We start from the raw sequence: 25266 nt of genomic DNA on the forward strand, positions 1-25266 counted from the left end.
GTTCCTAGTGTCCCTTCTTGGTTTGTGCGGCAAGTCGTGTCACCGCAGGATTTGTGCGCTGCACGAAAAACTAGCAACGATTGAACCGCTTTGTCTATTCGGAGAATTGTTCAACGAAAACCTTGACTGGAACCTGTGTTCGAATATAGTGTGTGGGGCTATGAGATTCAATGGGGGTGAGGCGCTGCCGTGGTCCCGGGTGGAGAGGATTCTCTCTGGTCGCCCGGGGCCCGTCCCGGTCTCGGTGGACCACCTACCGCAGGCCACGGACGCGCCGAAGTTGGGGCATTCCGCCGTGCCTTTCGCCGAGCTGCATGCGGTGAGCTCCTATAGCTTTCTGTGTGGCGCTTCCGAGCCGGAGGGGCTCGTGGCGCGCGCCGTCGAACTGGGCCTGCGGGGGATTGCGCTGGTAGATCGGGATGGATTCTATGGTCTTATGAAGTTTGCGGAGGCCGCCGCCAAAGTTGGCCTGCCTGCGGTCTTCGGGGCGGAGCTCAGTCTCGACCCAGCTCCGCTGACCGTCCTGGCGCGCACCCCGGAGGGCTATCGGCGTCTATCTCGGCTTATCTCCCGCGCTCACATGGAGGCGGGGGAGAAGGGGGTCGTGTCCTATCCTTCTTTGGCGGAGATTGGTGCGCAGTTGCAGGATGAGTGCCTCTTCCTGGTGGGCTGGGAATGGGTAGGGCATTTCGATCTTTTGGTCGAGGGAATAAAAATAGACAGCATGGTTCTGGAGTATGCATGTACCCAGCTCCCGGAGGACGCGGACCACCACCTACTGTTGGATTCCTTGCCGGTTTCGCGCGCCATTGCCACTGCGCGCCCGGCTGCCGCCACACGGGAACACGCGCGGTTGGCCGGCGCCAAACAGGCCCTGTCCAGACGCCTCGCGCTTGCCGACGCCTCCCCCAGCTCCCACCCCATGGGCTCGTCCTGGCTGCGCTCCGGGGAACAGATGGCGCGCCTGCTGCCTGAGCGCCCCGAGCTCATCGCCGAAACCGTTCGCGTCCTCGAGGACTGCAGCTTCACCTGGGAGGCACTGGCCCCGAACCTGCCTGATTTCGACGTGCCGGAAGGCTATACCGAGATGTCCTGGCTGGAGCACCTCACCTTCGAGCGCGCGGCAGCGCGCTATGCCACGCGGCCTAAGGAGATTCGGGAGCGGGCGTGGGAGCAGATGCGGTATGAGCTGGGTGTGGTCAAGCAGCTGGGCTTTCCCGGCTACTTCCTTATCGTGTGTGATCTCGTGGACTTTTGTAAACGGGAGAACATCCTGTGCCAGGGGCGCGGGTCGGCGGCGAATTCGGCGGTGTGCTTCGCGCTAGGGATTACGAATGCGGAGCCGATTTCCGCGGGACTGCTTTTTGAGCGCTTCCTCTCCCCGGACCGCGATGGCCCGCCGGATATCGACATCGATATTGAATCCGGGCGGCGCGAGGAGGTCATCCAGTACGTCTACGCCAAGCACGGCCGCGAGAAGGCGGCGCAGGTGGCCAACGTGATTACGTACCGCCGCAAAGGCGCGTTGCGGGATGCCGCCCGCGCGCTGGGCTACCCGCAGGGTTCGGCCGATGCCTGGTCGAAGGGGATTGCGTCTGCGCCTTCGGACGTTGAATCCTTGGCCGAGCAGTTCCTAGGCCAGCCGCGCCACCTGAGTATCCACTCCGGCGGCATGGTGCTGTGTGACCGGCCAATTGCGGATGTCGTGCCCGTGGAGTGGGCGCGCATGGAGAATCGTTCGGTGCTGCAATGGGATAAGGATGATTGTGCGGCCGCCGGGCTGGTGAAGTTCGACCTGTTGGGCCTGGGCATGCTCGAAGCCCTGCATCACATGATGGACTTGGTGGAGGAGAGCACCGGCCGGGTGGTCAACCTGTGGGAGCTGGACCTGGCTGACCCGGAAGTCTATGACATGCTCTGCCGCGCGGACGCGGTGGGCGTGTTCCAGGTGGAATCGCGCGCGCAGCTGAGCACGCTGCCGAGGCTCAAGCCGCGGGTCTTCTTCGACCTCGTGGTGGAGGTCGCGCTCATCCGGCCGGGCCCCATCCAGGGCGGCTCGGTGCACCCCTACCTGCGCCGCCGCGATGGCAAGGAACCGGTGTCCTATGACCACCCGGTGTTAGAAAAGTCCTTGGGCAAGACACTGGGGATTCCGCTCTTTCAGGAGCAGCTCATGCAGATTGCGGTCGATGCCGCCGGATTCAGTGGTGCTGAGGCGGATGACCTGCGGCGCGCGATGGGCTCGAAGCGCTCGCCGTCCAAGATGGCGGCGCTCAAGCAGCGCTTTTATGAGGGTTTGGAGGAAACCAACGGGATTGTCGGGGAGGTGGCGGATAAGTTGTGGGCCAAGATTGTGGCCTTCGCTGCTTATGGCTTCCCGGAGTCCCACTCGCAGTCTTTTGCTTCCTTGGTGTACTTTTCGGCGTGGTTTAAGCGCTATTACCCGGCGCAGTTTTGCGTGGGCCTGCTGCGCGCGCAGCCGATGGGTTTCTACTCGCCGCAGTCGCTTATTCAGGATGCCCGCCGCCACGGGGTGGAGGTGCTGCCGGTCAGCGTCAACGAGTCGGGCCGCGAGGCGCGCGTGGTGGTGGGCTCGGACGGTCAGGCGCGTATCCGCTTGGGGCTTAACCTCATCAAGGGGTTGGGTGATAAGGCCGCCGATCGCATTGAAGCGGCCGCGCCGTTTGGCGACGTCCCCGATCTCTCCCGCCGCGCCGACCTCACCGTCGATCACGTGGAGGCCCTCGCCGTGGCGGGGGCCTTGGACGTCTTTGGGGTGGATCGCCGCCAGGCGCTGTGGCAGGCGGGCGTGGCCGCAACAGAACGGGCGGGGATGTTGCCAGGGCTTTCGGCGATTGAAGCGCCGTCTTTGCCGGGGATGAGCGCCTTTGAGCTCATGGCGGCGGATGTGGCGAGCACCGGCGTGACTCACAACCAGCAGCCGATGGAGCAGGTCCGCGGGGAATTGCAGGCCCGCGGCATCCTATCCGCGGCGGATTTGCCGGCAGTGGAGGATGGCACCCGCGTGCGCATCGCCGGGGTGGTCACGCACCGCCAGCGCCCGCAGACAGCGGGCGGGGTGGTCTTTTTTGGTTTGGAGGATGAGACCGGGTTGATGAACGTGATGGTCACGCCAGGCCTGTGGGCCCGGGATAAAGTCACCGCGCGAACAGCGCCCGCGCTCATCGTGCGCGGCATCGTGCAGAACGCCTCCGGCGCGGTCACCGTTGCCGCGGACCAGCTGGAGCCGCTGGCCTTCGGTGAGGCGCTCTCGCGCGGCTCGCGGGATTTCCGCTAAGCGGCTTATTCCTTAGAGATGAGCTCGTCGCGGTTCATCTTTCCGGCCAGGGAACGTGCCACGGAGAAGGGCACCCACACCATGAGTAGCAGGATGATTTTGAGGTAGAGCTGGGAGACGAATACGCCGTCCATGATGGGCATGGTTCGGGCACCCCAGGCGATAAGGCCAGTCACCGGAAGCAGGATGACGAGTGCTGCGAGGGAGAATTTGAGGCCGTCGTCGCGGGCTTCAAGGTGCTGCTGCATCTGATACTCATCCAGTTCTGTCCTGGGCAGGTCTGCGGCACCAATCGTTGTGCGGAGGCGAGCGGTCATCAACGCGCACAGCAAAGTTCCAAGGGCGGCCACCATGAGTGAGGTAAAGGCGCTCCAGAACTGCAGGGGGATGGATGCAATGATGAGGGCGGTGGACAGGTCGGTCAGGGTGATGTAGCGCTTGCGGGTCTTAACGGAATCGGGAATAGAGGCGGACATGTGTGGTTTAGTCCTTTCGGTAGATTTCGGAGGACATGGGGGTGAATTCGGTCCGGGAGAACACGGCTTCCACGGGTAGATTGAAAACTTCGCAGATGTTGAAGGCGAGGTCCAAGCTGGGGGAGTGGTCGCCGCGCTCGAGAGCGCCGATGGTTTGGGGGTTGACCCCGATGGCGTCGGCAAGCTGTGCGCGCGTCATGTCCCGTTCAACGCGGAGCACGCGGACCCGGTTAAATAGTGGGCGGGTTGGCTTTTTCTTTGGGGACATGCACCACAGTGTTGTATAAACCCAACGACTTGTCAAGGGTTCGTGTTAAAGTGGCGGCATGAATACCGTATCCCCGTCACTCACTAAAGCCCGCTACATTTCGCGCTTGAGCTGGGACGTCATCCTCGCCGCCCTGGCGGCCGCGGCGGCGTATTTCTGGTGGGATTGGCTCTATTGGGTCGCCGGAGCGCTCGTTGCGTGGGCGCTCTATCAGCTCTGGCTCATCCCCGCGCAGGTCAAAAACCTAGGTTGGCAGGAAACCGCCGACGAATTGCTCGTCACCCGCGGCAAAATCTGGCACACTTTCACCGTCGTGCCCTATGGCCGCATCCAATTCGTCGACGTTACGGCCGGCCCCATCGAGCGCGCGATGGGGCTGAAGAAGGTGAAGTTGCACACGGCGTCGCCCAGCAGCGACGCCACCATCCCCGGCCTGCCTGCCGCGGACGCCGATGCCCTGCGCGAGCGCCTCGCCGTCAAGGCTCGCGAGAGGATGAGTGGGCTGTGAAGGACCACGCGCTTATCGACGCCGACGGCTACATTCGCGTCCACCGCCTCACCCCGCTGCTGCGCTTTTGGTCGCTGATTTTAGCGCTGGTGGCCATTTTTGCGGTGAACATCAACGCCGCCATGATTTCGGACGTGGTGTCTTACCTGCAGAGCGGCAACCTCGGCGAGGTCGGCCGCGGTACCCTGCTGGGTATCGGCGCCTTCGTGCTGGTGTGCGCAGTGATTTGGCTGGTCTCCGGAATCTGGTGGCGCAAGCTGGGCTACAAGCTCACCGAGGATGAAATCGCGCTGCGCCACGGCGTCATCTCCACGTCCTTCCGCTCCGCGCGCTATGAGCGCATCCAGGCGGTGGACGTCGTGGAATCCATCATCGCGCGCTTGTTGGGTTTGGCCACGGTTCGGGTGGAGACCGCCGGCGGTACCTCGTCGGTGATCAAGATTGAGTACCTGCCCAAAGCGAAAGCAGAAGAGCTGCGCGCGGAGTTGCTGCGGCGCACGAATAAGAACCCTGCCAGTGAGCCGGCGCCGGAAGCGGAGGAAGCCGCCGCGCTGATCCCGGAGATTCCCATACTGCGCACGATTGCCGCTGAGGCGCTGCGCCTGCCCACGCTCCTCGCGGCCCTCGTTATTGGGGGCTTGCTCTTCATCCCGGGTATGTGGACCGCGCTGCTGCCCATCATCGTGGGCTTTGTTGGAAGCGTCTGGGGCTTGGTGGACTCTTCCTGGAAATTCACCGCGCTTCACCACGCCCCCACCAACGCCCTCAACGTCTCTTACGGTCTTGCCGACCGCCGCCGCCAAACCATCCGCATTAGCCGCATCCACGGCATGCGGGTAAGCCAGCCCTTCTTATGGCGGCGCTTCGGCTGGTACGAGGTGCACGTCTCTGTAGCTGGTTATGGCGCGAAGGGCAGCGGTAAGCAGTCCGGTTCCACTCGCATCCTGCCGGTGGGTACCCGCGAGCAGGCGCTGGAGCTTTTAGAGCTCATCTCCGATCTGGATCGTGCGCAGATTGAGGATTTCGCGCGCCCCGAAGGGCACACCCAGCCCACTTATACCTCCCCGCGCCGGGCTACGTGGATCAGCCCCATCGACCGCAAGCAGCAGTCGGTGACGTTCGTGGATTCCCCGCTTCCCGTGACCATCGTGCACCGCGGCCGCATTAACCGCCGCGTCATGGTGATTGGAACCCCGCACATCCAGGAGCTCACGCTGAAAGTGGGGCCGTTGGGGCACCTTGCGGGCGTGCGGACCGTGCGCTTCGACCTCGTGGCTGGCCCCGTGAAGATGGCTGGCCAGGATCTCACGCCTGCCGACGCCTCCGAGCTCCTCACCCGCCTGCGCTCCCGCCGCCTGCCTGCCTTGGAGTCAGCGCTAAGTCCCATGGACTCATCCGTCAACATCTCACAGGTTGACCCGCGGCAGAACCCACGTGAAGACTCCCGTGACAGCGCGGTTAGGGGCAGCGACGAAGCTTAAGCAGAACCGGCCCACGCGTGCTGCTGGGGCCGGCACACGCCGAGGCCGCCGAACAGGACCCGCATCCGCCCGCGGGGCAGGAGCCGAGTGGCTCCATATCGAGCACCCCGCTCGCAGTGAGGTGATCCAGAATCACATCGACTGTGCCGGGCTCCAGCCCGGTCTGTGCCGCGATGGCCGCCCGCGAGCGCACGCCGGATTCGATGGCTTCCTGCACGGCCTGGATGGGGGAGGCGGGCATTAGATAAACACCTTCAGAATCTGGAAGGCCGCTACAGCCAGCACCCACGCTGTGGCCAGCTGGACGCCGAAGCCGAAGAGCGTCCAGCGCCAGCCAATCTCTCGCCGCTGCGCGGCAATCGTGGCCACGCAGGGCGTGTAGGCCAGCAGGAAGAGCATGTAGGCCCACACCGCGGCGAGGGGATGACCGTCAGAAGCCTGCTCGAAGTCCGCGCGCACGTGATCGCTGAGCGCGCTATGGGATTGTTCCTCCGCGGAGGCGTCGGTGACGTCGTCGACGGCGTAGGTCTGCGCCCACGTCGAAATCAGCGCCTCCTTGGCCACGAAGCCGGTCACCAGCGGACCCGCCAGGGACCACGAGTCGAAGCCAGCCGGGGCAAAGGCTGGAGCGATGGCGTGCGCGACCGCCCCATAGGCGGAATCCTCCGGCGCCGGCGGCTCACCCCACGAAGAATCCTGCGCCGCATCCCCAACCGGGATGGCCATGAGCAGCCACACCACGACCACGGTGCTCACGATGATGCCGCCGGCCGTCTGCAAGAAGCCCTTCAAGCGCGTCCACATCACGCTCAGTGCCAGGCGCACGGTGGGCAGCTGGTACGTCGGCAAGTCAATAACCAGCGCTTCCTCAGGCACCGCGCGCCACAGCGTCTTTCGCAGCGCCAAACCCACCAGCACGAGCAGCGCGATGGAAATGACGTACATGATGAACACCACGCTGCCGGCGTGCCCCGGGAAAAACGTGGCCGAAAGCATGACGAAGACCACCAAGCGCGCCGAGCACGAGGTAAACGGAATGAGCAGCGCGGTCATGATGCGATGCCGCGGGCTGCCCAGCACGCGGGTGGCGGAAATCGCCGGAACGTTGCAGCCAAAGCCCACGACGATGGGGATGAAAGCCTTGCCCGGCAGGCCAATGGCCCGCATAAGACGATCCGTGACCACCGCGGCACGCGCCATGTAGCCGGAATCCTCCAACACCGCCAAGCACAAGAACATCAGCGCCATGAGCGGGGCGAAGGTGAGGACCATGCCGACGCCGCCGATGAGGCCGTCGACAAGCAGGCCCGTGATGAGAGGGTGGCCTAAGCCGATGGCTTCTAGCCCCGCCCGCGCCCAGTCACTCAAGGGGCCCGAGACCAGTGCCTCCAGGCCATCCTGGAGGGGAGCGGCCACCGTGGTGGTGATCTGGAAGACCACCCACATCACGGCCAGAAACAGCAGCGGCCCCACTACCGGGTGAAGGGCCACCGCATCGAGGCGGTGGGAGAGGGGCGTGGCGTGCTCGACCTCGCTCACCGAGGCCTTCGCCGCCGCATCCAACTCCGCGAAGCGGGCCTCCAAACCTGCGTCCTCGCGCAGCTGCACGGGCTCAGCCGCCAGAGAATCAACAACAACCTCTCGCAGCTTCTCGACGCCCTCCCGCTTACGCCCATCAACCACCACCACCGGGATGGAGGTGGATTCAGCGAGCGCAACGGGATCCACTGTTTGGCCCTGGTTGAGGGCCACGTCGGTCTTCGTCAGCGCGATGATGAGGCGGTAGGGCTGCTCCGCTAACTGGAGCGCGACGTTGAGGCCGCGCGCCACGGCGCTGGCATCGACGACCACGACGACGGCGTCGGGGCGCTCATCATCTGGGCAATCGATGAGCATGGCGCGGGTCAGCGCCTCATCGGGGCTGAGCGGGTCGAGTGAGTAGGTGCCGGGAAAATCGATGAGATCGGCGGTTGCGTCACCGATCTTCCACGCACCGCGGCTGACCTCAACCGTGGTTCCCGGCCAGTTGCCGGTCTGCGCCTTCGCGCCGGTCAGGGCGTTAAAGAGAGTGGACTTGCCAGAGTTGGGGGAGCCAACGAGCGCGATGATGGGCGCGCCAGCAGGGGCTACCGCGCCGCCCGGATCGCCGTGACAGCTGGGTTTCGTGGTGGACATGGCTTAGACCTCGATGGCCTGCAGTGTCGCCTTATCGATGGCGTAGCGGCAGCTGCCCACCGAGACAACACGCGCGCCACCGGCCACGCGCGGGCCCATGATTAGCGTGGCGCCGGGGCGGATTCCCAGCTCGCCGAGGCGCACCGCCAGTGCGGCGTCGCAGGTGCAGGAGATGCACTCGTCTCTCAGGGTGATGGTGCACCCCGTGGGGATAGCGTCGGCGGTTTGTCGTGGGCGCTCAGATAACTTCACGGTGAGCCCTCTTCCTTAAATAAGCACTACCGAATAAGCATTACCTTTATAGGTTACCCTTAGTAAACATAGGTCCGTCTAGGTTTTGAGGGCTATCTCTTAGGTGATCCTCACCACGCGGCGCAGGTACGCCGCGTACTAAGCAAGTGGATTGGTCCAGCTGCTCACCTGGCGCAGCCTCTGGCGATTCTTCAGCCGCGATTGGCCTAGCTTGCGGGACATGCGGTCCAGAATCTGGATGGCCTCCGTGATGTGCGGCCCCTTGTTGAGCATCACGCACTCCGCGCGCAGCGCATAGCCAGCGTCCGTGATTTCCGCGCGGGAGGGAAGCCCGGTCTTGGCCAGGGTCTCCAGAACCTGCGTGGCCATGATGACCGGGATGTGGGCCGCCTCCGCGACCTTCATGATGCGCCCCGGCACTTGGACCATCTGGTCGAAACCCAGCTCTACGGCTAGGTCACCGCGCGCGATCATGATGCCGAACTTGGCGTGCCGCATGCCCTCCAGCAGCACGCTTCCCAGCTGTTCATAGGCGGGAACCGTTTCAATCTTGAGCACGATGCCCAGGTCACGCACGCGCTGCGCCATCTCCTCGGACTCCTGCTCGGCGGCAATCGCCTCGAGCGTGTCATAGAGGAAAGCCACATCAGCCGGCGTGCGGATGAAGGAGACCGCCGCGATATCGCAGTGCGTGGCCACAAAACGAAGTGCTTCGATGTCTTCCTCGGTGAGGCTGGGCAGCGGGACGTCGGTATCCGGCAGGTTGATTCCCTTATAGGCGGCCAGGTTGGTGCCGGTCGGTCCCGCATGCTCCACGGTGACGACGGCCTCGTGCGCCGCACCATTCTCCCGCACCTCGCGGACGCGGCCGGCGATGGCGCCATCATCGAAAATCACCCGGTGCCCCACTTTGAGCGCGCCAACCACCTCCGGCAGCGTGCACCCAATCGTGGTCACCTCGCCCTCGACGATGCGCGCCGGCTCCTGCGAAGTGCTCAGCACCAACTCCTCGCCGCGGTGCAGGCGAATCTTCTGCTCCAGTGCCGGAACCCCATGCACCTGCGTGGTGTCCCCGCCGTGGCTCAACACCGTTTCCTCGGCGAGGTAGCAGTTGCGATCACCGTGCAGCACCGCCACGCCTGCTTCCGCGCTCTCCACGGTGAACACACGCGAGCGCCCGCGCGCTTCCGTGAAGCGCACTTCGCTGCCGGGGTGCAGGCGCGCCAACCACTCGTCATCCACCTCCAGCGCTACCGCCGGGCGGGCCGCGCTTGGCGACGCCTCCCCCGCCACCCCGTGGGCGCGGGTAGAGGAGGGGGCGTCGTGAAGCACGAGCGTTGCTGGGCTCAGCAGCTCGCCCGCAGCGCTGCGCTCGCCGCGCACGCGAATGACCTGCGGACCCGGCTCGATGCTGCCGGTGCGGACCTTGGGGCCAGCAATATCGCAGGAAATCAGAATCTCGCGCCCCACCTCTTCAGCGGCGCGGTGGACGTGCTCCACCATCTTTGTCCACGCCGCCTGGTCATCATGCGCACAGTTGATGCGGGCTAACTCCATGCCCGCGCGGGCGAAACCGAGGACCAGTTCATAATCCTCCGCAGCCTCAGCAGGAAGAGTCACCATGATGCGCGCGTGCGTGTCCTCCTGGGTAGGGCCGAGGAGGGCTTCGGTGTTGGCGTCGAGGATATCGTCCGCGTCAGCATAAGCCGTGGCGATGGGCTGCACAGGATAGGTTGGCGCGTGGCCATCGAAGGCGTCGAGCACGTTGCGCGCGGCGTGGAGGCGCTCCAGCACCGCGGGCTCCGGGTGGCTGAGGCTCGTGGCGCCCAACGCCGTGAGGCCTTCCTGGAGTTCGACGGCGTCCTGGGAGCGCAATTCCATGTAGCGCACGAGGTTGACCGCGCCGGGGCGGTGGATGGGATCCACGCGCGCGATCTGCGTGGCGTGGGCGGCAGACGAAGCTTCGACGCGGGTGATGAGGGAATCAAGCAGTGGGCGCAGGCTAGGCAAGGTGTCTCCTTCGGTGTGAAAGTTCACCCACATTGTGCCGCGACTTGTTAGACCGCGCCACGGAAGCCGAGCTGCCGCCAGGCCTCATACACGGCTGTCGACGCCGCGTTAGATAAATTCATCGAGCGTCGCGCCGGCATCATGGGGATGCGTACGCGCTCCGTTACCCGCGGGTGAAAGGCGTGTTCCTCCGGCAGGCCCGTGGGTTCGGTGCCGAAAAGCAGGACATCGCCCTCCTGGTATTCCACGTCGGTGAACCACTTGTCCGTGTGGGTGGTGAAAGCGAAAACGCGCGCGCCGGGCAAGCTGTCCATGCAGGCGTCGAAATCCTTGTGGATCGTGAGGTCCGCTAAGTCGTGGTAGTCCAAGCCCGCGCGCTTGAGGTGTTTGTCCTCGAAGTTGAAGCCGAGCGGCTCGATGAGGTGCAGGCTCGCGCCCGTGACGGCGGCGGTGCGGATGGCGTTGCCGGTGTTGGTAGGGATCACGGGGTTGTCGAAGACGATGTGCAAGCTGCTCATAGGCATCAGTCTAGGATGGTGTGCATGAGCGCTACCAAACTAGATGGCAACTTGTACCGCGACGAGATTTTTGAGGACCTGGCCCAGCGCGTGGCCGCCCTCAAAGAGAAGGGGATTACCCCGGGCCTGGCTACGGTCTTGGTGGGCGATGATCCGGGTTCGCATTCCTACGTGAAGATGAAGCACCGCGATTGCGAGAAGCTCGGTATCAACTCGATTCGCAAGGACCTGCCGGGAGATATCTCCCAGGAGGAGCTGGAGCGCGTCATCGAGGAACTCAACAATGATGACGCCTGCACTGGCTACATCGTGCAGCTGCCGCTGCCGAAGCACCTGGATGAAAACCGCGTGCTCGAGCTCATCGATCCGGCCAAGGACGCTGATGGCCTGCACCCGATCAACCTGGGCAAGCTGGTGCTCAACGAGGAAGCCCCGCTGCCCTGCACTCCGAATGGCTGCATCCACCTGCTGCGCCGCTTTGGGGTAGAGCTCGATGGCGCCAAGGTCGTGGTTATTGGCCGCGGCGTGACCGTGGGCCGCCCGATTGGTCTGATGCTCACCCGCCGCAGCGAAAACTCCACGGTGACGCTGTGCCACACTGGCACCAAGGACCTCGCTGCGGAGACCCGTGAGGCCGATGTCATTATCGCGGCAGCCGGCAAGGCACACATGCTCACCGCCGACATGGTCAAGGAAGGTGCTGCGGTTCTCGACGTCGGCGTGTCCCGCGTTGACGGCAAACTCGCCGGCGACGTGGCCGAGGACGTCTGGGAGAAGGCCGGCTACGTCTCCCCGAACCCGGGCGGCGTGGGCCCGCTGACGCGCGCGTTCCTGGTGAGCAACATTGTCGAGCGCGCCGAAAAGCTTGCCGCTCACTAACGGCGCAACACGAACGCCCAAGTAATGAGCATGTCCCCACAATCAGAAGGAAGCCCGCAGCACCGAGCACAACGAATGCCCCGGCGCCCAGCTCAGGGCCCTGTTCAAGGCCAGCCTCGAAGCCAGAATGGAAGCCAGACTGAAAGCCAAGCCCGCGGGAAAACCACGCCACCGGTGTCCCTGTCGAACCCGCACGATGCGCACCTGAAGCCCTCGGCGCTGCCGCCGGCTCTCCAGTGGCTGGCCATCGGCCTGTTCGTCGTGGCGGTTGTGGTGTCGGGTTTCTATGCCGTGTTCGAGCACTGGCGCCGCGCCACGCTGCTGCTGGGCGGGGCGCTGGTGTGGCTCACGGTGGTCCGCCTGACCTGCGACTCCTCGCGGGTCGGCGTGCTCGCAGTGCGCTCCCGGCGCTTCGATGCCTGCTTTACAGGCATCTTGGGCGCGGCGATGGTGTTCATGGCCTTTTCCATCGACGCGCTGGGCTCTTAGATGTAATATTCATCGCCCACGTACGCAGGGCCCACATCGAGGCCATTCGGCGCGGAGAGCAGCAGGAAGTTGCGCAGGATGCGGTTCATCTGCCGGGTCTCCGTCAGGAAGGCGTCGTGGCCCACGGGGGAGACAATCTTGGCCATCGCCAGCAGGTGGTTGACGTTGCGGGAGATGTGCTCCTGCTGGTGATAGGGGTAGAGGATATCCGTGTCCACGCCCACGACCATCGTCGGCACCTGGGATGCCGCCAACGCTTTGATGAGCCCGCCGCGCCCGCGGCCGACGTCATGCCGGTTCAACGCCTCCGTGAGCACCACGTAGGAACCCGCATCGAAGCGCTCGGTGAGTTTCGCCCCCTGGTAATCCAGGTAGGAGTTCACCGCGAAACGCTGATTGAGCTGGCGGTGCGGCCCCAAGGGATTCTCGCCTTGCTGTGCGGTAGCGCCGAAGCGCTCGTCGATCTCCTGCTCGCCGCGATACGTCAAATGCGCGATGCGGCGCGCCGCTGCCAGACCATCCCGCGGAGTCTTGTCCGTGAGGTAGTAATTTCCGCCATGCCAAAACGGGTCGCGCTCGATGGCGGAAATCTGCGCGGATTGGATGCCAATCTGCCAGCCCGAAGCCCGAGCAGACACCGCAATTACGCACACCGCGGACACGCTTTCCGGGTGCAGCAAGCTCCACTCCAGCGTGCGCGCGCCGCCCATCGAGCCGCCGAGTACCGCGTGCACGCGGGAAATACCCAGCTGCGTCAAGCAGTCGTGCTCAGCCTCCACCAAGTCCCGAATCGACAGCGCCGGGAAGCGCCCGCCCCACGGCTTTCCATCCGGGTGCAGCGACTTCGGCCCCGTCGAGCCATTGCAGCCGCCCAGCGCATTGGTCGCGATAACGCACCAGCGCGTGGTGTCCAAAGCCTTGCCAGGCCCCACCAGGTCGGACCACCAGTCCGCCACATTGGAATCCCCGGTCAGCGCGTGCTCAACCACCAAGACATTGTTGACGCCGTCCGGGTCGCCGGCGAAAGCGCCCCAGCGTTGGTAGGCCACGTGGGCGTCGGCAAGCACGGCGCCTGCTTCCGTGGTGAAATCACCGATGGGGACGACGGCGAGCTCGCCTTCGGGCGCGAGTTCCGGGATGGCGCTAACCAATGGCCGCGAACCCACGCTCGAGGTCGGCGATGATGTCGTTGACATCCTCGATGCCCACCGACAGGCGCACTGTGGCCTGCGTAATGCCCGCGGCCTTAAGCGCGGCCTCATCGGACTGCGAGTGTGTCGTGGTCGCCGGGTGCACCACCAGGGAGCGGGTATCGCCGATGTTGGCCAGGTTCGAGTGCAGCTTCAGCGCATCGATAAAGGCCCACGCCTCCTCGCGGCCGCCGTCGATGTCGAAGGAGAGCACGGAGCCGGTGTAGGCGTAACCGAGCTTCTCCTTGGTGGCCTTGTACGGCGAGGAGTCCAAGCCGGCGTAATTGACGGTGGTGACCTTGGCGTGGGACTCCAGGTACTCTGCCACGGCCTGGGCGTTGGCATTGTGCTTCTCGACGCGCAACTGCAACGTCTCGATGCCATTCAGCGTCAGCCAGGCGTTGAAGGGGGAGATGGCGGCACCGGTATCGCGCAGCAGGCCCGCACGCGCCTTGATGGCGAAGGCCGGTGCGCCCAGGTCGGCGTACTTGAGGCCATGGTAAGCCTCGTCCGGGGTGACGAAGTAGGGGAAGACGGGCTCGCCGTCACGCTCGATGGTCCAGTCGAAGGAGCCGCCGTCGATGATGGCACCACCGATGGCGGAGCCATTGCCGGTATAGAACTTGGTGGTGGAAACCACGACGATGTCCGCGCCCAGCTCCAGCGGGCGGGCGAGCGCGCCGGTGGCGATGGTGTTATCCACGATGAGCGGGACCTGGTTCTTGTGGGCTACCTCGGCGATTGCAGGGATGTCGAGAACATCGGCGACCGGGTTGCCGAAGGTCTCGCCGTAAAAAGCCTTGGTGTTTGGCTGGACGGCGTCCTGCCAGGAGGCCGGGTCATCCGGGTTCTCCACGAGGGTGACGTCGATACCGAGGCGCTTCAACGTCACGGTAAAGAGCGTGGAGGTGCCGCCGTAGAGGCGCGGGGAGGTAACAATGTGGTCGCCGGCGGAGGCGAGGTTCAAAATGGCCGCGGTTTCGGCGGCCTGGCCGGAGGCGAAAGCCACTGCGGCAACGCCGCCCTCGAGGGAAGCGAGGCGCTCTTCGAGTGCGTCCTGGGTGGGGTTGGTCAGGCGGGTATAAATCGGGCCGGCATCCGAGAGGTTGAAGCGGTTGGCGGCGTGCTCGGCGTCGTTGAAGACGTAGGAAGTGGTTTGGTAAATCGGCACGTTGCGTGCGTTGGTGGAGCCGTCCAGGTTCTGGCCGGCGTGGAGGGCGCGGGTCGCGAACGACCACTCGTTGACTTCGGAATTATCGTATTTGGTGCTCATGCCACAAAGGCTAGACCAAGCGGTTCAGTGCCGTTAGTGGCTTTGTGGAAACCGCAGGCAAGACCGAGAATAAAAATAGACCGAGCGGTTGGTTCGGCTTAAACGTCGATGCTTTCACCAACCCGCAGGCGCCGATAGCCGCTCACGCCGGCGCGTTGGAGCATGCCGTCGGTGTTTTGCTTGCCGGCGTCGGAAAGCACGGCGTCATGGATGGGAACCGTCAGCCGCGCGCCGATGCGCATGGCGTAATCCGCGGCGTCCGCCCCGCGCACCCACGGGCCGGCGATGGGGAGCAGGAGGACATTTACCGTGCGTCCCTTCGGGACGCACCATTGGTCGCCGGGGTGCAGCACACCATTAAAGAAATAACCTAGGTTCTCCGGGCGCGGGATATTGGGGTGGATTTCCTCGTGGAGCCCGCCCACCGCGTGAATCTCAAGGCCCAGAACCGTGAACGTCTCTCCGGTATGAACGACGGTGCCGGAGCCGAGGGCGTCGATGGCTTCCTGCGTTCCCCATACTGGCAGGCCGCTTGCACGCACGGCATCGACGTCGAGGTGGTCACCGTGCGCGTGCGTGAGCAGCACCGCTTCGGCGCCTTCCAGGCAGCTGAGGTCTGAAAGGGGGCCGGGGTCGATGACGATGCGCCCCTGGGGAGCCTCGACAGCCACGGCGGATTGTCCATGTGGAGATAGCTTCATGATCCCCACGCTAGCCAAAAGTAAAGGAATACAGCGAGAGCCCTTCGCTTACCTCCAGCTCGATGGTGTCGGTGTGATTCTCGGGTTCCCGGACGAGATCCACCGTGCCGTCGTGGGTGATGTCGAAGGTGCGGACCGAACCATCCGCGCGGTGCACGCGAACCGTTCCGCGTCCTGATACCACGAGCTGTACCCAGGCGGCGCGGTAGTTCAGTCGCAGCCGCGCGTGAGGTCCGGCGGTGATGGGCTGGCCGGCCAGAGTCCACGTCCCGCCCAGCGAATACTGACCTAACGGCGGCTCGCTCGTGGTGAACTGGTGCGTGCCGTCGTGGTAATCGGGGTTGGTGAAATACTGTGCGCGTGCGGTGCCGAGGTAGGTCTCCGGCGAGCGCGGAGCGCTGTGAGTATCGGCGGCTTCAATGGGCTCAGGCAGTTCTATGCTGGGGTCGCGCTCGAGGAGAAGTTCACGAATGAGGCGCTCGGTCTCGGCGTAGTCGCCCTCGCCGTGGTGGGATTGGCGCAACATGCCGTGCTTGTCGACGAGATAGTGCGCCGGCCAGTACCGATTCCCAAAGTTCTTCCACGTGGCGAAGTCATTATCCTGTGCCACTGGATACTCGATTCCCTGCTCGCGGGCCGCACGGCGCACGTTGTTGGCCTCGTGCTCGAAAGCGTATTCCGGCGCGTGGATTCCGATGATGTCGAAGCCGTAGTCCTTGTAATGCGCATAGAGCTTGGTCAGGTGCGTGTTGTTGCGCTGGCAGTTGATGCAGGCATAAGCCCAAAAATCGATGAGCGTGACCTTGCCGGAGGTCCGCGGATCGACGGGCGCATCCGTGTTGAACCAGCCGGTCAGCCCCGCGAACGCGGGCACGGGGGTTCCTTCGGCTGTGAGGGTGGCCTGTTCAACGGGCGTGGCGTCGGCGTTGATGCTGGGGAGTTTGTGCTGCAGCCACGCGGGCGCGCCGAGTGAGATGGCGCCGGCCATAGCGATCACCACAATTCCCGCGGTGATGCGCACCTCGCGCTGGTGGGAGCGGAAAGCATCGACGCGTTTGCCCACCTCGTTGCCACCTAAAGCGAAAGCCAGCAGCGGGATCGCCACGCCGAGGGCGAAGGAGAGGCAGAGGAGGAGGATGTGGGCGTCGACAGTCCCGGTGGCGCCCGCCACGGAGATTGCGGCCAGTACTGGGCCCGCGCAGGGAACGAAGACAGCCCCCATGGCTAGGCCAACGACGAAGCCGCCCTTGTCGCGGGCTGTGGCTTGCAAGCCGCCAGCTTTCGGGAGCTTCTGGAAAGGCCACTCGAGGGCTTCCTGCACGCGAGGGAACACCATTCCCAGGCCCACGAGAACGAGCAGCGCGATTCCCACTTTCCACAGGATGTCGGCGGGCAGGCCCAGGGCATTGAGCAGCGTTGTGGCGAAAAGAGTGACGAGGCTAAAACTCGTCACCAGCCCGCCGACGACCTGCCAGGGGCGCCACCGTGAGCCGCCGCTGACTGCGAGGACCAGCGGCAAGACCGGCAAGATGCAGGGCGAGATGCCGGTGATAAGACCACCGGTAAACCCGATGAATAGCGTAGATAACATCCTGTGCTCCTTCGCTTGTGATGCGGTGTGCGTATGCAACTAGTTCGGAACACGAGTGAAAAGCGGATTGCGTTTAAATCCGTCCAATCCGCATCGCAGGGTGGCTCCGAATGGTCAGATACAGGGTCCGGAAAGGCCGGACCCGAAGACCTGAAGAAGGAGTACCGAAATGAAGAAGCTTGTTACCGCCGCCGCTGCACTTGCCGTAGCCGCCAGTGGGCTGGTTGCCTGCAACGACAAGAAGGAAGAAGTGGACATGAAGCCCAGCTCTGAGATGATGGCCCCGAGTTCTGATGCGATGGAGTCGGATTCCATGATGACTGAGGAAATGAAGGGCGATGAGATGATGGCGCCGAGTGAAGAAATGACTAAGTAAAAGTGCCATGTCCGCCCCGCTGCTGGAGGTAAGCTCTACACCCGTGTCTGCGATGTCACCTGATGAACATGCGCGGCTGAACGACCTGCTCGTTCAGACCGCTGCGGCAGACAAGCATGCCTTCAGTGCGCTATACGACGCCCTCGCGCCCACCGTGTACAGCGTGTGCCTGAGCGTTCTGCGCAATCCCGCCTTAGCCGAAGAGGTTGCCCAAGATGTCTTCGTTGAGGTGTGGACTTCCGCTGCGAAATTTGACCCGCAGCGGGGAAACGCGCGGTCGTGGGTGGGCAGGTTGGCGCATGGGAGGGCCGTCGATAAGCTGCGTAGCCACGTTGCTGCAGTGCAACGCGATAACCGCGACGCGCTGCTGACCCAGGCTACCTACACCGAGCCTCTTGAAGATGAGGCCCTAGGACATGTCGAAGCGCAGCGCCTGCGCTGGGCCATCGACGAGATTGGGGAGCCGCATTCCACCGCGGTAGCCCTCGCTTTTTTCAATGGCTTGACGCATGCTGAGCTGGCAGAATCAACGGGAGTACCGCTGGGTACGGCGAAGACGCGCGTGCGCGACGGCGTTAAGAAGCTAAAAGCGATTCTCGGAAAGGAGGGAAGATGAGCAATACGCATGAGTTTTCTGATGAGACTTTCGACGACTTCCTCGATTCCCTCCCAGACGTGCATCCGCCAGCGCGAATGAAAGATGCTGTCTTTGCGGAAATTGACGGTGGCGAAGCTGCTGAGGTCATCGAGCTTCCACGCCGCCGCTGGCGGGCCTTCGTAGCGGTGCCGGCTGCCGCCGCAGTGCTCGTCGCAGGCGTGGTAGCCGCGCCGCAGCTCTTGCAGTTGGGTCAGCAAGATGCACCGGATAGCGCGCAAGTAGAGGCTGAATCGCCGGGCGAGAAATCCATGCACGACATCATGGGCGCAGAGGACCTTATGCAGGGCAATGCGGATGCCTCGGGAGCGCAACTGGATATCGTTTCCTCCGCCTCGATGGCGAAATCCGGCGCGATGGTCGATGGCCAGCCGCAACTGGCCGACGGCATGGGCGCCCAGGTGTGGGCAGTCAGTGCAGATGGTGAGATGGCCTCAGCCGGGGTTATCGGTCAGGCCCCACACGATGGGGTGTGGATGCCCTTCGACGGTGCCGCGGTCAAAGTCATGGTTACCGAGGAACCCGCGGGTGGCAGCGAGCAACCCACCGGTCGTACCCTCGCCACCGTGACCTTGGCCAGCGCTAGCTAGCCCGGTATGCGATAGGGCAGCTACGCGCCAGGCTAGCTACGTGTCAGCTAGTTAAGGCCTGCTTGACCAGATCCAGCGCGGCGGCGAGTTCGACATCGCTCAAATGCCCAAAGCCCAAGACCACGCCTTCCTCGGCGGCCACGCCGCCCCAGTAGTCGCTGAGCGGGGTGAGCGTTAGCCCTAGGGAAGCCGCGCGGTCGACCACGGCGTTATCGCACAGCAACACCGCATGGAGCCCGCCGTGGATGGGCAGAAGGGTAGCGGGGGCGTCTTCCAGTGCGGCTTGGACGAGGTCGCGGCGGCGCTTGTAGGCGCGGCGCATCCGTCCGGTATGCCGCCGCAGCGCACCGCTGGCCAGATAGTTCGCCAACGCCGCCTGGGGGATTGCGCCGACAGGCTGGCCGAAGACCTCCCGCACCCGATCCACCGCCGTGCGTAAGCTCGGGGGCAACACCAGGTAGCCGCAGGCAATCGATGGCGAAATCACCGAGGAAAACGTTCCTAGCAAGACGGTGTGCTCGGGAGCGAGCGCGGTCAGCGCGGGCAAGGGCTGGCCGACGTAGCGAAGCTCGGAATCGAAGTCATCCTCGATGATGAGCACGTCGTTGTTGCGTGCCCACTCGACGAGCTCCGCGCGCCGGGCGGCCGGCAGGGAACCGCCATAAGGGTGCTGGTGGGATGGCGTGACGATGAGAACGTCGAGATCAACGGTGGGGACGGTGACGCCGTGGGCGTCGGTGGGGACGTCGACAAGCGTGTGGCCCAAAGCTTGGGGAACGCGGCGCAGGCTGGGGTAGCCGGGGGACTCCACGCCCACGCGCAAGTGGCCGCCCAGCGCGCGCAGCAGCACCGAGAGGCCGTCGCGGGCGCCGGCGGTGATGACGACGTAGGCCGGGTCGACGGTGAGCCCGCGCATGTGGCGCAGGTGCGCGGCCACCTCGCGGGGAAGATCGCCGGAAGGATTCACCGCGGCCTTGCGCCACGCCGCCCTCCATTCGGGGGTGATGATTCCTTCGGTATCGGGCAAGCCGGGGGTCAACTCCACGCGCGGTGGGGCAGAGCTGGGCCGCGGCGCGGGGTGAGGCTGTGGGGTGCGCCCATGGGGCAGGTGCGGGTTGATGACTGTGCCCGAGCCAACCGACGCAGTGAGGTAGCCCTCGGCGGTGAGCTGTTCGTAGGCGGTGACCACGCTGCCTCGGGAAATGCCCAGATCGCGCGCCAGCGAACGCGTCGACGGCACCTGCTCGCCGGGCAGCAAAATGCCCGCCGCGACTTGGGTGCGGAGGGCTTCGGCAATCTGCACCGGCAACGCGCGCGTATCAGATGGATCGAGGCGGAAAGACACGACCCCATCATAAGTGGTCTAATTCGACACTCGGAAAATGGCTCTTGTCTTGGACCAATTTTCTGGGCCACTATGTGAGCCATGACTGAACAGAAGATTGAACAGGGACGCGCCACCACGCGCGTCAAGCGTGGACTGGCTGACATGCTCAAGGGCGGCGTCATCATGGATGTAGTCACCCCGGAGCAGGCCCGAATTGCTGAGGACGCAGGTGCGTCCGCCGTCATGGCGCTCGAGCGCGTGCCGGCCGATATCCGCGCCCAGGGCGGCGTGGCCCGCATGTCTGACCCGGACCTCATCGAGGGCATCGTCAACGCTGTGGACATTCCGGTGATGGCGAAGGCCCGCATCGGCCACTTCGTGGAGGCGCAGATTCTCGGCGAGCTGGGCGTAGATTTCATCGACGAGTCCGAGGTGCTCAGCCCGGCCGACTACGTCAACCACATCAACAAGTGGGACTTCGACGTGCCGTTCGTGTGCGGCGCAACCAACTTGGGCGAGGCCTTGCGCCGCATCACCGAGGGTGCGGCCATGATCCGCTCCAAGGGTGAGGCCGGCACTGGCGACGTCTCCGAGGCCGTCAAGCACCTGCGCACCATCAAGGGTGAAATCGCGCGCCTCCAGAACCTGGATCGCGATGAGCTCTACGTCGCAGCCAAGGAGTTGCAGGCGCCGTATGACCTGGTTGCTGAGGTTGCGGAGACCGGCAAGCTGCCGGTCGTGCTGTTCGTCGCTGGTGGCGTGGCCACGCCTGCCGACGCCGCCCTCGTCCGCCAGATGGGCGCCGAAGGCGTCTTCGTTGGCTCCGGAATCTTCAAGTCCGGCGAGCCTGCGAAGCGCGCGGAGGCCATCGTTAAGGCGGCCACCCTCTACGACCAGCCGGCCGAGCTGGCCAAGATCAGCCGCGGCCTGGGTGAGGCCATGGTGGGCATCAACGTCAACGATATCCCCGCCCCGCACCGCCTGGCTGAGCGCGGTTGGTAAACGCGGTGCGACCACTCGTCGGCGTGCTCGCGCTGCAGGGCGGGGTGGAGGAACACCTCGCCGTGTTGGAGAGCCTCGGCGCTGAAACGCGCCGGGTGCGCCTGCCGCAGGATCTCGACGGGCTGGACGGAATCATTCTGCCCGGCGGAGAGTCGAGCACCATCGATAAGCTGGCGCGCTCTTTTGGCGTCGCCGAGCCGCTGCGCCGCGCTGTCGAGGGAGGGCTGCCGGTCCTGGCCACTTGCGCGGGGCTCATCTACAGCGCCCGCGAGTTGGAGAACCCCGCGCCGGGCCAGCAGACGCTAGGGCTTATCGACGTCACCGTGCGTCGCAACGCCTTCGGCAACCAACGCTTCTCCCAGGAGCGCATCGTTCCCGTCGCGATGCAAGGTCAGCGGCCCGATGCAGAGACCTCAGAGGTTGGGGCGCGGCGCCGGGACGCCGAGGCTCATGGCATAGGACCCCGAAGCATCACGCTCGATATTGAGGCGAGCTTCATCCGCGCGCCCATCGTTACCCGCGTGGGCGACGGTGTCGAGGTCATCGCCACCCTGCCTGCCCCTGCGCTTGGTTCTGTGGCTGGTGGAGCGACAAGGGCTGGTGGCGCGATAAGTAGCAGCGGGGCCATCAGTGCGGGAGTGGGCGGCAAAGGTGGTATGACACACGCAGATTGCGCCAGACATGATGGGGCCGAAGTGATCGTCGGTGTGCAGCAGGGACGCGTCACAGCGCTGAGCTTCCATCCGGAAGAAAACGGTGACTCGCGCCTCCACGCCACGTGGCTCGCTTCTTTTGCTAAATAACTATCGCCCGATAGTGCTCTGGGCTACATTGAGATGTGCTAGCTGAACACATCACTCTCAGAAAGGCTCCTCGCCGTGAGCACACCCGCCCCAGAACAAGTCCGCGAAGACATCCGTTTCCTCGGCCGGGTGCTCGGCCGGGTCATCGCGCAGCAGGAAGGCGAGGACGTTTTTGAGCTCGTCGAATCCACCCGCCGCATGGCCTTCGACATCGCCCACGGCGATGCCAAGCCGGAAGACCTCGTCGCTATCTTCCGCGACCTCGACATCACCAAAGTCAACCTCGTGGCGCGAGCGTTCAGCTATTTCGCGCTCATCGCGAATCTAGCGGAGGACTTGGATGACGAGTCCGTCGAGGCGCCGGTTTCCCTGCGCAAGACATTCGCCAAGCTCAAAGAAGAAGGCGTCGCGCCCGCCGATGCCGCCTCCGTGATCCGAGGCGCTCACGTCGCCCCCGTTCTCACCGCGCACCCCACCGAAACCCGCCGCCGCACCGTCTTCGATACCCAGACCCGCATCAAGAATCTCCTCAAGGAAGCTCACCGCGGCGGCGACATGGCGGCGATCGAGAAGGAAATGTACCTGCGCATGACTCTGTTGTGGCAGACCGCGCTGATTCGTATTGCCCGCCCTACCCTCGAAGACGAGATTGACGTCGGCTTGCGCTACTACAAGCTTTCACTGCTCGACCAGGTTCCCGCCCTCAACCGCGCCATTCGCCACGCCATGCGTGAGACCTTTGGCCAGCAGCTTCCCGATTCCCCCGTCGTCCGCCCCGGCTCCTGGATTGGTGGCGACCATGACGGCAACCCCTTTGTTAACGAGCACACCTTGACCTACGCCACCCGCAAGGCCGCGGCGACGGTGCTGCAGTACTACGCCGACGAGCTCGGCGAGTTGGAGCGCGAGCTCTCCCTGTCGGATCGATATTCCTCCAGTTCCAAGGAACTGGGCGCGCTTGCCGACGCCGCCCACAACGACGAAAAATCCCGCGTCGACGAGCCCTATCGCCGGGCCATCTTCGGCATCCGGAAGAAGGTGCTGGCGAGGTTGGAGGGGGAGGCGTCGCCAAGCGCGTATGCGTCGCCGGAGGAGCTCAAACGTGACCTGGACGTGATCGACCGCTCGCTGCGCCAGTTCAACGATGACATCATCGCCGATGACCGCCTTGCCCGATTGCGCTCGGCGGTGACGACGTTTGGCTTCCACCTTTCGACGCTGGATATGCGCCAGAATTCGGAGTCCTTTGAGAACGTTCTCACCGAGATTTTCGCCGCGGCCACCATCACCCCGGACTACCGCGCGCTGGGGGAGGAGGAGAAGGTCGCGCTGCTCGTGCGCGAGCTGCAGACCAATCGGCCGCTGCTTTTCCCCGGTGCTGAGAAGGAATTCACCGAGGATACCGCGAAGGAGCTGGGCATCTTCCGTGCGGCGGCGCGCGCTGTGCGGGACTTTGGGCCGGAGTCGGTGTCGCACTGCATTATTTCTATGACGGGAACCGTCTCCGACATTCTGGAGCCGATGGTGCTACTCAAGGAGGTGGGACTGAGCGAGGTCGATGTGGTGCCGCTATTTGAGACCATCGAGGATCTGAAGGCGGGCGCCGGCATCCTGGAGAAGCTGTGGCAGGTGCCCGTTTATCGCGCGCATCTGCGCTCGCGCGGGGATATCCAAGAAGTCATGTTGGGGTACTCGGATTCCAACAAGGATGGCGGCTACCTGCAGGCAAACTGGGCGCTGTACGACGCCGAACTGGCCCTGGTTGAGTTGTGTTCGCGTCATGGCGTAGAGCTGCGCTTGGCACATGGCCGCGGTGGCGCGGTGGGCCGCGGCGGTGGTCCGACCTATGACGCGATTTTGGCGCAGCCGAAGGGTGCGGTGTCGGGTTCGGTGCGCATTACCGAGCAGGGTGAGGTGATTTCTGCGAAGTATGGAGCTCCGGAGACCGCGCGCCGCCACTTGGAGGCGTTTGTTTCCGGAGCGCTGGAGGCATCGTTGTTGGATACCGAGCCCATTACGGATCCGGAGCGCGCCTACGAGATCATGCGCGAGCTGGCGGCGTTGAGTGGCGTGGCCTACCGCCAGCTTGTCGACGACCCCGGGTTCATCACCTACTTCACCCAGTCCACCCCGCTGCACGAGATTGGTGATCTCAACTTGGGCTCGCGCCCGACCTCGCGCAAGCAGACCACCGCGATTACGGATTTGCGTGCGATTCCTTGGGTGCTGTCGTGGTCACAATCCCGCACCAACATCCCGGGCTGGTTCGGCGTGGGCAGTGCGGTGACGGCGTGGGTGCAGCAAGCCTCCGGAGGGGAGGTTTCGGGGAGCGAGGAGAAGCGCTGGGAGGAGCTGCGCGAGCTGTACCGCACGTGGCCCTTCTTCCGTTCTGTGTTCGCGAACATGGCGCAGGTCATGGCTAAGGCGGAGATGCAGCTGGCGCGCCTGTATGCCAACTTGGTCGACGACAAAGAAATCGCGGACCGTATCTACGGCCTGATTTCCGAGGAGTTTGAGCGCACCCGCGAGGTCTACCTTAAGGTCACCGGCAACGCGGAGTTGGTTAGTGAGAACCAACGCCAGGCGCGGTCGCTCAAGCGTCGCTACCCGTACCTGCTTCCGCTTAACGCCATCCAGTTAGAGTTGCTGCGTCGCTACCGTAAGGGCGACGACCAATTCCTGGTGTCCAAGACCATCCAGGTCACGATGAACGGGTTGGCCACCGCGCTGCGCAACGCCGGCTAATCCGCCCGCCCGCCACACCGCACATCCGGCCCAACCGCTCGGCCCGTCAACCCCCACGTCCGTTCAACCCGCACGGCCCACATTCCTGCGGGACAGGCTTGAGCGCATGACCAGTTCCGTGAGTTAAGCCGGCACGCCGAATGCCCCGCGAGGAAGTGATTTCCTGCGGGGTACGACCAAACAGTGCTGGAAGAGTGCCCTGGCGGAGCGGGGCACACTGGTGCGCAAGATGACCTTGAGGTTTGTTGGCTCTTCCGGTTTCGGGGTGCGTAGCGGGGTGAGGTAGAAATCGACGGGATCAGCGGGTCAGCACAACATGTAGGGGTCCCTGGTGTGAAGATGAAAGTTCCTACACAACCATCTAAACCCACCAGGAACCCGTACTGTGAAGCCTACTGGAAACCTCGTTGCCGACACCATCTGCCGTACCGCGGAAATCGGGCTTGCTATCACCGGTGCTGCTGATGCCGGACCGCTGACCATCATTGAGGCTACGCCAGTAGCCGTTAGCGGCGTGTGCCCGGACTGCGGACAGTCAGGAAAGCTGCGCGACCACATCACCCGTCGACTCGTTGATCTTCCCGTTGTTGGATTCCCCACCAGGCTGCACGTAAAAGTTCCTAGGTTCCGGTGCACAGCCGCCTCATGTAAGAGAAAGA

At 64.2% G+C, this 25266-nt stretch carries 24 protein-coding genes; 12 read left to right on the plus strand and 12 right to left on the minus strand.

All coding sequences use genetic code 11. The features are described from left to right. The first annotated feature begins 160 nt into the window (after positions 1–160). Entirely contained in the window at positions 161–3298 is a 3138-nt protein-coding gene (locus tag HMPREF2806_RS09290) for an error-prone DNA polymerase (RefSeq protein WP_070517468.1), read from the plus strand. A gap of 5 nt (positions 3299–3303) precedes the next feature. Here HMPREF2806_RS09290 and HMPREF2806_RS09295 read toward each other — a convergent pair whose 3' ends face one another. Together HMPREF2806_RS09295 and HMPREF2806_RS09300 are read right to left on the minus strand one after the other, a co-directional pair. Then, a complete protein-coding gene (locus HMPREF2806_RS09295) occupies positions 3304–3774 on the minus strand; it encodes a hypothetical protein (RefSeq protein ID WP_049157075.1) in 471 nt (156 codons plus the stop codon). Between the two features lie 7 nt (positions 3775–3781). Next, the gene (locus HMPREF2806_RS09300) at positions 3782–4042 is read right to left on the minus strand and encodes a helix-turn-helix transcriptional regulator (protein WP_039673876.1); all 261 of its coding nucleotides are present in this window, start codon (positions 4040–4042) and stop codon (positions 3782–3784) included. A 58-nt stretch (positions 4043–4100) separates the two neighbouring features. Between HMPREF2806_RS09300 and HMPREF2806_RS09305 the strand changes: the two genes are divergently transcribed. After that, positions 4101–4550, plus strand: coding sequence for a PH domain-containing protein (locus HMPREF2806_RS09305; RefSeq protein WP_070517470.1), 450 nt, complete (start codon positions 4101–4103; stop codon positions 4548–4550). After that, entirely contained in the window at positions 4547–6031 is a 1485-nt protein-coding gene (locus HMPREF2806_RS09310; protein WP_232745391.1) for a PH domain-containing protein, read from the plus strand. The genes HMPREF2806_RS09305 and HMPREF2806_RS09310 overlap by 4 nt, the downstream gene beginning before the upstream one ends. On the opposite strand, the gene HMPREF2806_RS14060 is transcribed toward HMPREF2806_RS09310, so the two are convergent. From HMPREF2806_RS14060 to HMPREF2806_RS09335, 5 genes are all read right to left on the minus strand, one after another. Then, positions 6009–6272, minus strand: coding sequence for a FeoC-like transcriptional regulator (locus tag HMPREF2806_RS14060; RefSeq protein ID WP_070517471.1), 264 nt, complete (start codon positions 6270–6272; stop codon positions 6009–6011). The two genes, HMPREF2806_RS09310 and HMPREF2806_RS14060, sit on opposite strands and share 23 nt — an antisense overlap. Beyond that, positions 6272–8206 (minus strand): ferrous iron transport protein B, encoded by a 1935-nt coding sequence (gene feoB, locus HMPREF2806_RS09320; RefSeq protein WP_070517472.1) that lies wholly within the window; start codon positions 8204–8206, stop codon positions 6272–6274. Before feoB ends, HMPREF2806_RS14060 begins: the two co-directional genes overlap by 1 nt. A gap of 3 nt (positions 8207–8209) precedes the next feature. Continuing rightward, positions 8210–8458 (minus strand): FeoA family protein, encoded by a 249-nt coding sequence (locus HMPREF2806_RS09325; protein ID WP_046648388.1) that lies wholly within the window; start codon positions 8456–8458, stop codon positions 8210–8212. Between the two features lie 138 nt (positions 8459–8596). Beyond that, positions 8597–10501 carry a pyruvate kinase gene (locus HMPREF2806_RS09330; protein ID WP_070517474.1) on the minus strand — a complete coding sequence of 635 codons (1905 nt, stop codon included), beginning with the start codon at positions 10499–10501 and terminating at the stop codon, positions 8597–8599. 14 nt (positions 10502–10515) lie between these two features. Next, the gene (locus HMPREF2806_RS09335) at positions 10516–10986 is read right to left on the minus strand and encodes a tRNA (cytidine(34)-2'-O)-methyltransferase (protein ID WP_049157085.1); all 471 of its coding nucleotides are present in this window, start codon (positions 10984–10986) and stop codon (positions 10516–10518) included. A gap of 24 nt (positions 10987–11010) precedes the next feature. On the opposite strand from HMPREF2806_RS09335, the gene HMPREF2806_RS09340 reads away from it, so the two are divergent. After that, entirely contained in the window at positions 11011–11865 is an 855-nt protein-coding gene (locus HMPREF2806_RS09340) for a bifunctional methylenetetrahydrofolate dehydrogenase/methenyltetrahydrofolate cyclohydrolase (RefSeq protein ID WP_049157086.1), read from the plus strand. A gap of 174 nt (positions 11866–12039) precedes the next feature. Beyond that, positions 12040–12354 (plus strand): DUF3017 domain-containing protein, encoded by a 315-nt coding sequence (locus HMPREF2806_RS09345; protein WP_049157087.1) that lies wholly within the window; start codon positions 12040–12042, stop codon positions 12352–12354. Here the strand turns inward: HMPREF2806_RS09345 and HMPREF2806_RS09350 are convergent. The 4 genes from HMPREF2806_RS09350 to HMPREF2806_RS09365 form a co-directional block, all read right to left on the minus strand. Then, positions 12351–13550 (minus strand): homoserine O-acetyltransferase MetX, encoded by a 1200-nt coding sequence (locus tag HMPREF2806_RS09350; RefSeq protein WP_232745392.1) that lies wholly within the window; start codon positions 13548–13550, stop codon positions 12351–12353. The two genes, HMPREF2806_RS09345 and HMPREF2806_RS09350, sit on opposite strands and share 4 nt — an antisense overlap. Beyond that, positions 13498–14817: an O-acetylhomoserine/O-acetylserine sulfhydrylase gene (locus HMPREF2806_RS09355; protein ID WP_046648383.1), complete on the minus strand. Its 1320-nt coding sequence runs from the start codon at positions 14815–14817 to the stop codon at positions 13498–13500. The genes HMPREF2806_RS09350 and HMPREF2806_RS09355 overlap by 53 nt, the downstream gene beginning before the upstream one ends. 98 nt (positions 14818–14915) lie before the next feature. Then, positions 14916–15518 carry an MBL fold metallo-hydrolase gene (locus tag HMPREF2806_RS09360; protein ID WP_070517494.1) on the minus strand — a complete coding sequence of 201 codons (603 nt, stop codon included), beginning with the start codon at positions 15516–15518 and terminating at the stop codon, positions 14916–14918. A 10-nt stretch (positions 15519–15528) separates the two neighbouring features. Then, complete coding sequence (locus HMPREF2806_RS09365; RefSeq protein ID WP_070517477.1) at positions 15529–17109, minus strand: redoxin domain-containing protein; 1581 nt, start codon at positions 17107–17109, stop codon at positions 15529–15531. Between the two features lie 169 nt (positions 17110–17278). Between HMPREF2806_RS09365 and HMPREF2806_RS09370 the strand changes: the two genes are divergently transcribed. The 3 genes from HMPREF2806_RS09370 to HMPREF2806_RS09380 are packed head-to-tail and all read left to right on the plus strand — an operon-like array spanning position 17279 to position 18730. Continuing rightward, positions 17279–17485, plus strand: a complete 207-nt coding sequence (locus tag HMPREF2806_RS09370; protein WP_070517479.1) for a hypothetical protein — start codon at positions 17279–17281, stop codon at positions 17483–17485. Between the two features lie 7 nt (positions 17486–17492). Continuing rightward, on the plus strand, positions 17493–18101 hold the full coding sequence (locus tag HMPREF2806_RS09375; protein ID WP_049157094.1) for a sigma-70 family RNA polymerase sigma factor: 609 nt from the start codon (positions 17493–17495) through the stop codon (positions 18099–18101). Next, positions 18098–18730 carry an anti-sigma factor gene (locus HMPREF2806_RS09380; RefSeq protein ID WP_049157096.1) on the plus strand — a complete coding sequence of 211 codons (633 nt, stop codon included), beginning with the start codon at positions 18098–18100 and terminating at the stop codon, positions 18728–18730. Before HMPREF2806_RS09375 ends, HMPREF2806_RS09380 begins: the two co-directional genes overlap by 4 nt. A gap of 43 nt (positions 18731–18773) precedes the next feature. Here HMPREF2806_RS09380 and HMPREF2806_RS09385 read toward each other — a convergent pair whose 3' ends face one another. Next, positions 18774–20075: a MocR-like pyridoxine biosynthesis transcription factor PdxR gene (locus tag HMPREF2806_RS09385; protein WP_070517481.1), complete on the minus strand. Its 1302-nt coding sequence runs from the start codon at positions 20073–20075 to the stop codon at positions 18774–18776. An 81-nt stretch (positions 20076–20156) separates the two neighbouring features. Here HMPREF2806_RS09385 and pdxS point away from each other — a divergent pair, with 81 nt between their 5' ends. From pdxS to HMPREF2806_RS13170, 4 genes are all read left to right on the plus strand, one after another. Continuing rightward, positions 20157–21059, plus strand: coding sequence for a pyridoxal 5'-phosphate synthase lyase subunit PdxS (gene pdxS, locus HMPREF2806_RS09390; protein WP_049157099.1), 903 nt, complete (start codon positions 20157–20159; stop codon positions 21057–21059). Positions 21060–21064: 5 nt separating this feature from the next. After that, positions 21065–21862, plus strand: a complete 798-nt coding sequence (gene pdxT, locus HMPREF2806_RS09395) for a pyridoxal 5'-phosphate synthase glutaminase subunit PdxT (protein ID WP_070517483.1) — start codon at positions 21065–21067, stop codon at positions 21860–21862. A 75-nt stretch (positions 21863–21937) separates the two neighbouring features. After that, positions 21938–24607, plus strand: a complete 2670-nt coding sequence (gene ppc / locus HMPREF2806_RS09400; RefSeq protein WP_070517485.1) for a phosphoenolpyruvate carboxylase — start codon at positions 21938–21940, stop codon at positions 24605–24607. A 385-nt stretch (positions 24608–24992) separates the two neighbouring features. Continuing rightward, on the plus strand, positions 24993–25266 hold a 274-nt coding region (locus HMPREF2806_RS13170), incomplete at its 3' end, for a transposase family protein (RefSeq protein ID WP_198531336.1).

The sequence above is a fragment of the Corynebacterium sp. HMSC076G08 genome, from assembly GCF_001811515.1.
GTDB lineage: Bacteria > Actinomycetota > Actinomycetes > Mycobacteriales > Mycobacteriaceae > Corynebacterium > Corynebacterium hiratae.

What these genes read in the sequence shown, in the direction of transcription:
- HMPREF2806_RS09290 (WP_070517468.1), top strand. Translation starts at nt 161, where the DNA reads ATGAGATTCAATGGGGGTGAGGCGCTGCCGTGGTCCCGGGTGGAGAGG.
- HMPREF2806_RS09295 (WP_049157075.1), bottom strand. Translation starts at nt 3,774, where the DNA reads ATGTCCGCCTCTATTCCCGATTCCGTTAAGACCCGCAAGCGCTACATC.
- HMPREF2806_RS09300 (WP_039673876.1), bottom strand. Translation starts at nt 4,042, where the DNA reads ATGTCCCCAAAGAAAAAGCCAACCCGCCCACTATTTAACCGGGTCCGC.
- HMPREF2806_RS09305 (WP_070517470.1), top strand. Translation starts at nt 4,101, where the DNA reads ATGAATACCGTATCCCCGTCACTCACTAAAGCCCGCTACATTTCGCGC.
- HMPREF2806_RS14060 (WP_070517471.1), bottom strand. Translation starts at nt 6,272, where the DNA reads ATGCCCGCCTCCCCCATCCAGGCCGTGCAGGAAGCCATCGAATCCGGC.
- feoB (WP_070517472.1), bottom strand. Translation starts at nt 8,206, where the DNA reads ATGTCCACCACGAAACCCAGCTGTCACGGCGATCCGGGCGGCGCGGTA.
- HMPREF2806_RS09330 (WP_070517474.1), bottom strand. Translation starts at nt 10,501, where the DNA reads ATGTGGGTGAACTTTCACACCGAAGGAGACACCTTGCCTAGCCTGCGC.
- HMPREF2806_RS09335 (WP_049157085.1), bottom strand. Translation starts at nt 10,986, where the DNA reads ATGAGCAGCTTGCACATCGTCTTCGACAACCCCGTGATCCCTACCAAC.
- HMPREF2806_RS09340 (WP_049157086.1), top strand. Translation starts at nt 11,011, where the DNA reads ATGAGCGCTACCAAACTAGATGGCAACTTGTACCGCGACGAGATTTTT.
- HMPREF2806_RS09350 (WP_232745392.1), bottom strand. Translation starts at nt 13,550, where the DNA reads ATGTCAACGACATCATCGCCGACCTCGAGCGTGGGTTCGCGGCCATTG.
- HMPREF2806_RS09355 (WP_046648383.1), bottom strand. Translation starts at nt 14,817, where the DNA reads ATGAGCACCAAATACGATAATTCCGAAGTCAACGAGTGGTCGTTCGCG.
- HMPREF2806_RS09360 (WP_070517494.1), bottom strand. Translation starts at nt 15,518, where the DNA reads ATGAAGCTATCTCCACATGGACAATCCGCCGTGGCTGTCGAGGCTCCC.
- HMPREF2806_RS09365 (WP_070517477.1), bottom strand. Translation starts at nt 17,109, where the DNA reads ATGTTATCTACGCTATTCATCGGGTTTACCGGTGGTCTTATCACCGGC.
- HMPREF2806_RS09370 (WP_070517479.1), top strand. Translation starts at nt 17,279, where the DNA reads ATGAAGAAGCTTGTTACCGCCGCCGCTGCACTTGCCGTAGCCGCCAGT.
- HMPREF2806_RS09375 (WP_049157094.1), top strand. Translation starts at nt 17,493, where the DNA reads ATGTCCGCCCCGCTGCTGGAGGTAAGCTCTACACCCGTGTCTGCGATG.
- HMPREF2806_RS09380 (WP_049157096.1), top strand. Translation starts at nt 18,098, where the DNA reads ATGAGCAATACGCATGAGTTTTCTGATGAGACTTTCGACGACTTCCTC.
- pdxS (WP_049157099.1), top strand. Translation starts at nt 20,157, where the DNA reads ATGACTGAACAGAAGATTGAACAGGGACGCGCCACCACGCGCGTCAAG.